8 protein-coding genes and 1 pseudogene are annotated in these 10,555 nt (G+C 73.0%); 5 read left to right on the top strand and 4 right to left on the bottom strand.

Annotated features, from left to right (window positions below):
• A partial coding sequence (locus tag GT042_RS31165; protein ID WP_202534274.1) for a hydantoinase B/oxoprolinase family protein occupies positions 1-2,105 on the top strand: 2,105 nt, incomplete at its 5' end.
• A gap of 24 nt (positions 2,106-2,129) precedes the next feature.
• Here the strand turns inward: GT042_RS31165 and GT042_RS31170 are convergent.
• From GT042_RS31170 to GT042_RS31185, 4 genes are read right to left on the bottom strand one after another with little or no spacing between them, the layout of a single operon-like run.
• On the bottom strand, positions 2,130-3,059 hold the full coding sequence (locus GT042_RS31170; RefSeq protein WP_161312044.1) for a biotin-dependent carboxyltransferase family protein: 930 nt from the start codon (positions 3,057-3,059) through the stop codon (positions 2,130-2,132).
• Positions 3,056-3,742: a 5-oxoprolinase subunit PxpB gene (pxpB, locus tag GT042_RS31175; protein WP_161312045.1), complete on the bottom strand. Its 687-nt coding sequence runs from the start codon at positions 3,740-3,742 to the stop codon at positions 3,056-3,058. Before pxpB ends, GT042_RS31170 begins: the two co-directional genes overlap by 4 nt.
• Positions 3,739-4,503 carry a 5-oxoprolinase subunit PxpA gene (locus tag GT042_RS31180; protein WP_161312046.1) on the bottom strand — a complete coding sequence of 255 codons (765 nt, stop codon included), beginning with the start codon at positions 4,501-4,503 and terminating at the stop codon, positions 3,739-3,741. The genes pxpB and GT042_RS31180 overlap by 4 nt, the downstream gene beginning before the upstream one ends.
• A gap of 33 nt (positions 4,504-4,536) precedes the next feature.
• Positions 4,537-5,814 carry an MFS transporter gene (locus GT042_RS31185; RefSeq protein ID WP_161312047.1) on the bottom strand — a complete coding sequence of 426 codons (1,278 nt, stop codon included), beginning with the start codon at positions 5,812-5,814 and terminating at the stop codon, positions 4,537-4,539.
• Positions 5,815-6,005: 191 nt separating this feature from the next.
• Between GT042_RS31185 and GT042_RS31190 the strand changes: the two genes are divergently transcribed.
• The 4 genes and pseudogenes from GT042_RS31190 to GT042_RS31205 all read left to right on the top strand — a co-directional run.
• Positions 6,006-6,677, top strand: coding sequence for a GntR family transcriptional regulator (locus GT042_RS31190; protein ID WP_202534277.1), 672 nt, complete (start codon positions 6,006-6,008; stop codon positions 6,675-6,677).
• A gap of 127 nt (positions 6,678-6,804) precedes the next feature.
• Positions 6,805-8,349 (top strand): hypothetical protein, encoded by a 1,545-nt coding sequence (locus GT042_RS31195; protein ID WP_161312049.1) that lies wholly within the window; start codon positions 6,805-6,807, stop codon positions 8,347-8,349.
• A gap of 205 nt (positions 8,350-8,554) precedes the next feature.
• Complete coding sequence (locus GT042_RS31200) at positions 8,555-9,466, top strand: hypothetical protein (RefSeq protein ID WP_161312050.1); 912 nt, start codon at positions 8,555-8,557, stop codon at positions 9,464-9,466.
• A gap of 67 nt (positions 9,467-9,533) precedes the next feature.
• Positions 9,534-10,555, top strand: a pseudogene (locus GT042_RS31205) (hypothetical protein); the annotation flags it as partial.

The raw sequence follows: 10,555 nt of genomic DNA on the forward strand, positions 1-10,555 counted from the left end.
CGCTGCGGCGCGTGCGCGAGGTGTGCGACGACCTGGCCGCGCGCGCCCGCGCCGATCTGCGCGCCGATTCCGTCCCGGACGACGCGATCACCACCCACGCGCGCGTGCTGCTGCGGTACGCCGGTACGGACGCGAGCCTGCCCGTCGCCCTGGACACCGTCCCGGCGATGGCGGAGGCCTTCGTCGCCGAACACCGCTCCCGCTACGCCTTCACGATGGACAAGCCGCTGGTGGTGGAGGCGGTCTCGGTCGAGGCGATCGGGGCGGCGGACGGGGAGCACCGGCCCGGGCCGGCGGGGCAGGCCCCCACTGATGCCGGGGCGGGGGCGGAGCCGGAGCCGTACGCCCGGACCGGCATGTTCGTGGACGGCCAGGTCCGCGGCACCCCGCTCCACCGGCGCGCCGACCTCGGTTCGGGCGCCACCGTCACCGGCCCCGCCGTGATCACCGAGCCCGACGCCACCACGATCGTCGAGCCGGGGTGGCAGGCGAGGGCGGCGGAGTCGGGGCACCTGCTGCTGACCCGCGTACGGCCCCGGCCCGCGCGCGTCGCGGTCGGCACGGACGTCGACCCGGTGCTGCTGGAGGTCTTCAACAACCTCTTCATGGCCGTCGCCGAACAGATGGGCGTGCGCCTGGAGAACACCGCCCACTCGGTCAACATCAAGGAGAGGCTGGACTTCTCCTGCGCCCTCTTCGACGCCGAGGGCAACCTGATCGCCAACGCCCCCCACATCCCGGTCCACTTGGGGTCGATGGGCGAATCCATCAAGGAGGTACTGCGGCGCAACGCGGGCGAGCTGCGCCCCGGTGACGTGTACGCCATCAACGATCCGTACCACGGTGGCACGCATCTGCCCGACGTGACGGTGGTGACCCCCGTCTTCGACGAGCGGGGCGGGGAGCTCCGGTTCCTGGTGGCCTCCCGGGGCCACCACGCCGAGATCGGCGGCATCACCCCCGGCTCCATGCCGGCCTTCAGCACCGACATCCACGAGGAGGGCGTGCTGTTCGACAACTGGCTGCTCGTCAGGGACGGCCGGCTCCGGGAGGAGGAGACGCGGGACCTGCTCACCGGCGCCCGGCATCCGTCCCGCGACCCGGACACCAACCTCGCGGACCTGCGCGCCCAGATCGCGGCGAACGAGAAGGGCATCGCCGAACTCCACGCCATGGTCGGCGAGTTCGGACTCGACGTGGTCCAGGCGTACATGGGTCACGTACGGCGCAACGCGGAGGAGTCCGTACGGCGCATCGTCGCCGGGCTCCACGACGGTTCGTACCGCTACGAGACCGACTCCGGCGCCGTGATCGAGGTCGCCCTGCGGGTCGACCGGGCGGCGCGCAGCGCGGTCGTGGACTTCGCCGGCACCTCGCCGCAGCAGCCCGGCAACTTCAACGCGCCCCGGTCCGTGGTGATGGCGGCGGTGCTGTACGTCTTCCGGACGCTCGTGGCCGACGACATCCCGCTCAACAGCGGCTGTCTGGTGCCCCTGGAGGTGCGGGTACCGGACGGGTCGATGCTCGCGCCCGCCTACCCGGCGGCCACGGTCGCGGGAAACGTGGAGATCTCCCAGGCCGTCACGGGCGCGCTGTACGCGGCGCTCGGGGTCCAGGCGGAGGGCTCGGGCACCATGAACAACCTCACCTTCGGCAACGACCGGGTGCAGTACTACGAGACCGTCGCCAGCGGCTCGGGCGCGGGCGACGGCTTCGACGGCGCCGACGCCGTACAGACCCACATGACCAACTCCCGGCTCACCGACCCGGAGGTGCTGGAGTGGCGTTACCCCGTACGGGTGGAGAGCTTCGCCGTCCGGGAGGGCAGCGGGGGTGACGGCCGGTGGCGCGGCGGAGACGGAGTCGTACGGCGCATCCGCTTCCTGGAGCCGATGACGGTGACCCTCCTGACCAGTCACCGCAGGACGGCTCCGTACGGGACGGCGGGCGGCGGTCCCGGCGCGCTCGGGGACAACTCCCTTGAGCGCGCGGACGGTTCGGTCACACCGCTGAAGGGGGTCGACTCGGTCGAGGCGGGAGCGGACGACGTCCTGGTGCTGCGGACGCCGGGCGGCGGCGGGTACGGGACGGCGGACGGGACCTGAGGTCAGCCGGTACGAGACCCGGGATCAGCCGACGCGGGGCGTGAGTCGGCCGGTACGGGAGGCGAGTTGGCCGGTACGGGAGGTGGCGGGCCGGCCGGCCGGGACGAAGCGGATCGGCGTGCCGGGGACGGCCTGCGCCGCCGCCGCGAGGTCCGCCTCCCGCACCACCGCCACCACCGGATAGCCCCCGGTGGTCGGATGGTCGGCGAGGAACACCAACGGCAGCCCGTCCGGCGGCACTTGCACCGCCCCGAGGACCATGCCCTCGCTGGGCAGCTCGCCCGTCACGGCACGCTCCAGCGCGGGCCCCTCCGTGCGCAGGCCGATGCGGTTGCTCGCGGAGGACACCCGGTAGACGGCCGAGGCGAGCGTCCGCAGGGCCGCCTCCGTGAACCAGCCGTCGCGCGGCCCCAGCCGTACCCGCAACACCAGTTCGGCGGGCGGCGCCTGCGCCGGCACCACGTCGGCCGGGGCCGCCGGGCCCCGCCGGGGGCCCAGCGCCAGGACCGTACCGTCGCGCAGGGGCGCGGGGCCGAGGCCCGACAGGAGGTCGGTGGACCGGCTGCCCAGTACGGGCTCCACCGCGACCCCGCCGCCGAACGCCAGATAGCTCCGGACCCCGGACACCGCCGGTCCCACGTCGAGCACCGCCCCTGCCGGGACCCGTACGGACTGCCCCCACGCCACCGGACGGCCGTCCACGGTCACCCCGCACGGCGCGCCCGTCACCGCCGCCTCGACCGTGCAACGCGGCCGGACCGCGCAGCCGTTGAGAGTCGTCTCCAGCGCCGCCGCGCCCTCCGGATTGCCCACCAGTCGATTGCCCAGCCGCAGCGCGGGCGGGTCCAGCGCCCCGGAGCGGGGCACACCCAGGTGCGCGTGGCCGTGCCGCCCGAGATCCTGGACGGTGGTCAGCGCCCCGGCCCGTACGACGGCCAACGCCCGGTCCGTCACCGGCTCCTGCTCCCGTGTCCGTCGTCCTCCACCGCTGTGAAACGCACACGTGTCCCCGGGGAGAGGAGCGCGGCCGGGTTGCGCGACGCGTCCCACAGCACGGTGTCCGTCGTCCCGATCACCTGCCAACCACCGGGCGAGGAGCGCGGATACACCCCGGTGTACGGCCCCGCGAGCCCGACCGAGCCCGCCGGGACGGCCGTCCGGGGAGTGGCCCTGCGGGGGACCGCGTACCGCTCACCGAGCCCGGTGAGGTAGCCGAAGCCGGGCGCGAACCCGCAGAAGGCGACCCGGAATTCGGCCGCCGTGTGGATCCGTACCACCTCCTGCTCCGACACCCCCCACACCGTGGCCACCTCCGCCAGGTCGGGGCCGTCGTAGCGGACCGGCAGGGTGACGGTGTCCGACTCCCGGGAGTCGGGAGGGGGCAGCTCCCAGGCGCCCAGCCCGGCCGCGAAACCGGCCGGGTCGTCCAGTCCGTCGAGCAGCACCGTGCGCGCGGCCGGCACGATCTCCCGTACGGCCGGGAGGGTCCCGGCGGCGCGCCGGCGCAGCAACTCGCCGTGGAAGGCCGCCGTTTCCTCGCCGTCGGCCAGCTCCACGAGAAGCGCCCGGTCGCCGACGGGCAGGGCCGTACCCCGAAAGGCCCGCGCGGTCGCGTTCACCCGCGCGGTCGCGCTCATACGAAGGCCTCCACCCGGACCCCCGCCGCCTCCAGCTGGCTCCGCACGCGCCGGGCCAGACCGACGGCGCCCGGCGTGTCCCCGTGCAGGCACAGCGAGCGCGCCCGGACGCTGACCGACTGCCCGCACCGCGAGGTCACCACCCCGAACCGGGCCATGGACACGGACCGTTCGACCACGGCAGCCGCGTCGGCGATCACCGCGCCCTCCTGGCCACGGGGCACCAGCGTGCCCTCCGGCGTGTACGCGCGGTCCGCGAACGCCTCGGTGACAGCGGGCAGTCCGGCCTTCTCCGCCAGGTCGTGCAGCCGCGACCCCGGCAGGCCGAGCAACGGCAGCCGCTCGCCGGTGAGTTTGACGCCCTCCACGACGGCCTCCGCCTGTTCCGCGTCGTGCACCACCCGGTTGTAGAGCGCGCCGTGCGGCTTCACATACGCGACCCGCGCGCCGGCCGCCTTCGCGAAGACCTCCAACGCGCCGATCTGATAGGCGATCTCGGCGGCCAGCTCGTCCGGCGGCACGTCCATCGACCGCCGTCCGAAACCCGCCAGATCCCGGTAGGAGACCTGGGCGCCGATCCGCACCCCCCGCTCGACGGCCCACGCGCAGACCCGCCGCATGGTGGCCGCGTCCCCGGCGTGGAAGCCGCAGGCCACGTTGGCGCTGGTGACGACGGAGAGCAGCTCCTCGTCGTCGGTCAGCCGCCAGCGGCCGAAGCCCTCGCCCAGGTCGGCGTTGAGATCGATGGACGCCCAGGTCATGGAGTCACCTTCCGGTCGTGACAGTCCCGCGAATCACAGCAGTTCACGCCCACGGGTCTCCGGGAGGCCGAGCAGCGCGAGCACCGCGAGACCGTACCCGACGGCCCCGAAGACCAGGGCGCCGCCGACCCCCCAGCTGGTGGCCAGGAAACCGACGAGCGTGGGGAAGAACGCGCCGACGGCGCGCCCGGTGTTGTACGTGAAGCCCTGGCCCGTACCCCGCACGGCGGTCGGATACAGCTCGCTGAGGAAGGAGCCGAAGCCGCTGAAGATGGCCGACATGCAGAAGCCGAGCGGGAATCCGAGGACGAGCAGCAGGCCGTCCGCCGATCCGGGGATGTTGACGTACACCAGGATGGCGAGGGCGGACAGGACGGCGAAGATCGCTATGTTCTTCTTCCTGCCCAGCCGGTCGGTGAGGTAACCACCCGTCAGATAGCCGAGGAAGGCCCCGGAGATCAGGAAGGCGAGATACCCGCCGGTGCCGACGACGCCGAGCCCGCGCTCGGTCTTGAGGTACGTGGGCACCCAGGTGGCGAGCGTGTAGTAACCCCCTTGCACCCCTGCGGACATGAGGGTCGCGAAGAGAGTCGTGCGGAGCAGGCCCGTACGGAAGATCGTGGTGAAGCTGCCTTTCTCCGGGCTCTCGCGCCGCTGTCGGGCGGCCTCCGGAGCGTCCTCGACGTTGCGCCGTACGTAGATGATCAGCAGCGCGGGCAGCGCGCCCGTCCAGAACATCACCCGCCAGGCGGTGTCCGCGTCGAGGAACTGGAACACGAGCGTGTAGACGAGCACGGCCAGCGCCCAGCCGGCCGCCCAGGCGCTCTGGACGGCGCCGAGGGTACGGCCCCGGTGCTTGCCGCTCGCGTACTCCGCGACCAGGATCGCGCCGACGGCCCACTCGCCGCCGAAACCGAGGCCCTGGAAGGCGCGGAAGACCAGCAGCGTCCCGTAGTCGGATGCGAAGCCGCACAGGACGGTGAAGACCGCGTACGTCCCCACGGTGATCATCAGGGCCCTCACCCGGCCGATGCGGTCGGCCAGGATGCCCGCGAGGGCGCCGCCGACGGCCGAGACGACGAGGGTCACGGTGGTGAGGAGGCCGGTCTGGCCGCTGTCGAGCCCGAAGTAGGCGGCGATCGCGACCATGCTGAGCGGCAGGGTGAAGAAGTCGTAGGAATCCAGGCCGTATCCGCCGAACGCACCGCCGAACGCGCGGCGGCCCTGCGGTCCTAGGGCGCGGAACCAGGCGAACGCGCCGGTGTCCTCGGGGAGTTCGTCCTTGGCCAGACGTGCTTGGGTCGTGCTCATCTGCACCTCGAAGGGGAGGAGGGAGAGAGTGCCGGGACCTTGAGCTGACTTCACGGTAGGGGATTGTTGAACGATCCGACAACCCTCTTGTGGTTTCGTTCTTGTTTCCGAATGCGGTGCTCCTACGATGGACGCCGTGAGGCGGGGCGGGCGCGTGACGACGGCAGGGGAGAGAAGGCGCTGTGGGTGAACTGGCCGACGACCGGGCGCTGCTGGGTCGTACGAGTACGGCGGAACGAGTGGCGGACATCCTGCGCACCCGGATCGCCGAGGGGTACTTCCGGCCAGGGGAGCGGCTCTCCGAGGAGGCCATCGGCGGGGCGCTCGGCGTCTCGCGCAACACGCTGCGAGAGGCGTTCCGGCTGCTCACCCACGAACGGCTGCTCGTCCACGAGATGAACCGGGGGGTCTTCGTCCGGGTCCTCGCCGTCGAGGACGTCGAGGACATCTACCGCACCCGGCGGCTGGTCGAATGCGCGGTCGTGCGCGGGCTCGGCGAGCCGCCGTACGTCCTGAGCGCCCTTGAGGCGGCCGTCGGTACGGGCGAACGGGCGGCCGGGGACGGGATCTGGACCGGCGTCGCGACGGCCAACATCCACTTCCACCGCGAACTGGTCGCCCTGGCCGGCAGCGCGCGCACCGACGAGCTCATGCGCGGGGTCCTGGCCGAACTGCGGCTCGCCTTCCACGTCGTGGACGATCCGCGACGGCTGCACCAGCCGTACCTGGTCCGCAACCGGGTGCTGCTGGAATCGCTCAGGTCGGGGGACAGGGAGGGGACGGAGCGGCTGCTGGCCGCGTATCTGGACGATTCGCGCGAGCAGCTGGTGGAGGTCTACGCGCACAGGGTGGCGCGGCCGTAAGCGCGACACCACCGCGAAACCACCGCGACACCGCGACACCATCGCGACACCACACGGACCGGCCACCGGACGGGTCGCTTCTGCGCCGTTTCGACCGTTGTCAGTCCGAGGATCTAATCTGTGCAACGTGACTTCGCCTGCCTCGCCGGAATTCGTTCCGCCCCAGCTCAGCGCGGGGCCGCGGCCCGCACAGGGCCCGGCCGCCGACGAAGGGCTGGCGCGGCGGCTGCGCGCGCTCGCGTGCACGGCGCCCCTGCACGATCTGGACACGCGCAAGGCCAACCTCGCGGGGGAGTACTCGATATACGCGATGGCCGAGGTCGCGCTCTCGGCGATCGATCTGGTCACGCTCAACATGGACTTCGACACCGGCGCCGACCACGAGCAGATCGTGGCGAGGCTGCTGCCGCGGGTCGCCGCGCAGGCCCCACGCCGCCCGGCCGCCGAGCATGAACGCGTCGCCCGCTGGGTGCTGGAGAACCTGATCAACGTCGGCAGCGTGGACCGCGGCTTCCGGGCGGTGTACGGGACGTTCGGCACCGACGGCGTCTACACGCGCAGGGACTACGACTTCAAGCTCATCGAGGAGGTGCCCGGCCACGGCGGGAGCGTCTACCTCCGTACGACGGACGAAGCCGTCAACGTGCTGGTGGGCGCCCTCGACACGGACGTCACCAGCGCGCAGATCGCCGCCGAGGTCAAGCTGGAGGTCCTGATCAACCGGGGCCGCCTCGCGGACGCGCAGCTCGCCGCCGAACAGGCCAGGTACCGCACGGTGCAGTACGCGGAGACGCTCCGGCGGACGCTGGAGGCGACGCGGCGCAACGTCCGCGCGGTCGACTGGCTCAACGCCGTCCCGGACATGATCGACGAAGCGCTCGACCATGTCGCCGACCGGTACCGCCACGAGAACGCGATCCTCACGAACATCCGCAAGGCCCGCGACGAGGCGGAGACGGGCAACGACCCCAGGACGGCCGAGCACAAGCGGCGCGCCGCCGAGCTGGTCGACATCGTCAAGGACTGCATCCGGCGGCACACCCAGCTCCAGTCCCGGCTGCTGGAGGCCGGACCGCTGTTCCGGGCGGAGCAGGACCGGCAGGCGTTCGCGGGCCCGTCGGGGCGGACGGGCCTCGATCTGTACGGTCAGCTGGTCGCCCCGCTGCTGCCGCTGCCGGTGGAGCAGGCCACACGCGTGACCGACGCGTTCTTCGCCCGGGGCACCGGACTGCGCACGCCGGTGTCCGTCCGCGTCGGCGACCTGATCGACCTCCTGCTGACGCCCCCGGTCGAGCGCGACCACCTCGGCGCGGAGATGCCGGAGCCGGACCTCATCGCGACGCCGGACGACAGCCGGTTCAGCGAGGAGCAGCTGGCGAGCGCGATGGAACTGCTCACCCTGGAACACGACGCCCCGCGCCGCCTCTCCGGCCTCCTCGCCGAGGCCCGCCTCCGCGACCCCGAACTGCCCTACCTCGTGATCCTCCTGGCCATCCACGCGGCCAGCCCGCCCGTGGGCACGGCCTACCGCCAGGGCGAGGAGCGCCTCCTGTTCGCCGTGGACGACGGCACCCCCCTCCACGACCCGGAGTTCGGCGGCGCCGACCTGATAGTGGGCACGGCGCTCCTGGACGCGGCGGGCATGACGGCGGCCCGAACGGAGGCGGCGTGAATCCGACAGCAGGGCCTTCGGCGGCGCGGCCCCGGCGGGCGACGGGCGGGGCGGATCGGAGCCGTACAGAAAAGGCGGAAAGGGCGGGAAGCGTCCGGGAGGCAGCAGGGCCCGGGCCCGGATCCCCCCGGCGCGGTGGCCGTGCCCGGCCAGGGCCTCGGGTCGTTCTCGTCACAGCCAACCCCCACCGCAAGGAGCAGTCCCCGTGAGCGACCACCACGCCGAGCCCTCCGCCGCGTGGGGCGAGCCCGCCGTCGTGGAGACGGCCGAGCGCGCCGTCCCGGCGGCGAGTGGTGCGGTCACGCCCGCCGACGCGGCCGACGCCGCCCGGCTCGTCTCCTTCGGCCTCCAGCCCAAGCTGCTCCCCGCCCGCGACGCGGAGTACACCGAACTGCTCCGCCGCTACCGCGAGGACACCGCCTTCGCCCGGATCGCCGACGCCGTCGCCACCGGCTTCGGCCTCGTCGTCCTGGAGGTCTCCCCCCGCGCGGGCATGGCCGTCACCGCCGCCGAGGACTCCGTCTTCGCCGTCCGCATGGGCGACTACGCGCGCCGCGCCGCCACCGACTCCGCCGACCGCTTCCTGCACGGCCTCGCCCATCTGGCCGTCGCCGCCATGGCGTTCCCCCGGCCCGAGGACCTCGCCGACGACGGTTACATCGGCCGGATCACGGTCAACGGGGTCGACGGGTTCGTCCGCCAGGCCTGTCGGCGACTGGAGGAACGCGCCGAGGAGGACGGCGAGAACACCGACCCGTCCACGGACGCCCCCGGCCTCGAAGTCGCCTGGCGGATCTACTCACGGCGCAGCGCCACCGGCGCCACGAAGGACGCGCGGCGGCTCGCCGGCTCCACCACCGGCATCGTCGGCAAGGCCGTCGCCTTCCTCACCGAGTCCGGCTTCCTCCAGCGCACCGGCGACGACGCCGGAGGCGCGTACCGCACCACCGCCCGCTACCAGCTCCAGGTACGGGACATGGCCGGCCACGCCGCCATGACCGAGCTGCTGGAGCTGGGCGTCGTCCCGGTCACCGACGGCTCCGCCACCCTGCTGCCGCCACGCGACGGCGACGACCTCGACCTGGTCGCCGACGCCGGACTGCCCTTCCACTCCTGACGGCGCCACGCCGTCCCGTCACCCGCCCCCCACACCCGCACCGTTCACCAGACGAGAGTCCCCCGCCATGTACGAGCTGTCCCGGGTCCGCCTCTACTCCATCGGCCCCGCCGGTGCGCGCTACGCCGACACCGTGCTCGACCTGCGCGGAGTGGGCGCGCCCGTGCCTCAGCCCGCCCCCGCGCAGGCGGAGTTCTTCGAGGAGGAGCCCGTCGGGCCGCCGCGCAGGCCCGCCCCCGCCGGCGTGCTCTTCCTGGAGAACGGCGGCGGCAAGTCCGTCCTGCTCAAGCTGATCTTCTCGGTGATGCTGCCGGGACACCGCAACACACTCGGCGGCGCCAGCTCCGGCGTCCTGCGCAAGTTCCTCCTCGCCGACGACTGCGGCCACGTCGCCCTGGAGTGGCAGCACGTCCTCACCGGCGAACTCGTCGTGGTCGGCAAGGCCAGTGAGTGGCGCGGGCGCCAAGTCTCCAACGACCCCAGGAAGTTCACCGAGGGCTGGTACTCCTTCCGGCCCGGCCCCGGGCTCAGCCTGGACTCCCTGCCCGTCGCCGAGGCCACCTCCGTCCGGCCGCCCAGCGAAGGCGCCTCCGGCGCGCGCGGCCGGCGCCGCACGATGAAGGGCTTCCGGGACGCGCTCACCGAGGCCGGAAAGTTCTACCCCCACCTCGACGTCCACTGGGAAGAGATCCACGACCGCTGGAACGAACACCTCGGGGACCTCGGACTCGACCCCGAACTGTTCCGCTACCAGCGGGAGATGAACGCCGACGAGGGCGAGGCGGCCGGCCTCTTCGCCGTGAAGAAGGACTCCGACTTCACCGACCTCCTGCTGCGCGCCGTCACCGACACCCGCGACACGGACGGCCTCGCCGACCTGGTCGGCGGCTTCGGCAACAAGCTGGGCCGCCGCGCCGAGCTGACCGCGGAGCGCGACTTCACCGCGGGATCGGTCGATCTGCTCGGCCGTATCGTCGAGACCACCGGGACCCGGGCGAGGGCCCGCGACATCCACACGGCCGCCGAGCGCCGGGCCCGTACGCTCGTACGGCGGATCGCGGCCCGCGCGGCCGAGGAGCGCGGCCGGGC

Origin of the sequence: Streptomyces sp. SID3212, assembly GCF_009865405.1 — a bacterium.
In the GTDB taxonomy this organism is placed as follows: Bacteria; Actinomycetota; Actinomycetes; order Streptomycetales; family Streptomycetaceae; genus Streptomyces.

Excerpts from the sequence above, each read along its gene's own strand:
- GT042_RS31180 (WP_161312046.1), bottom strand. The coding sequence starts at position 4,503 with ATGACCTGGGCGTCCATCGATCTCAACGCCGACCTGGGCGAGGGCTTC.
- pxpB (WP_161312045.1), bottom strand. The coding sequence starts at position 3,742 with ATGAGCGCGACCGCGCGGGTGAACGCGACCGCGCGGGCCTTTCGGGGT.
- GT042_RS31185 (WP_161312047.1), bottom strand. The coding sequence starts at position 5,814 with ATGAGCACGACCCAAGCACGTCTGGCCAAGGACGAACTCCCCGAGGAC.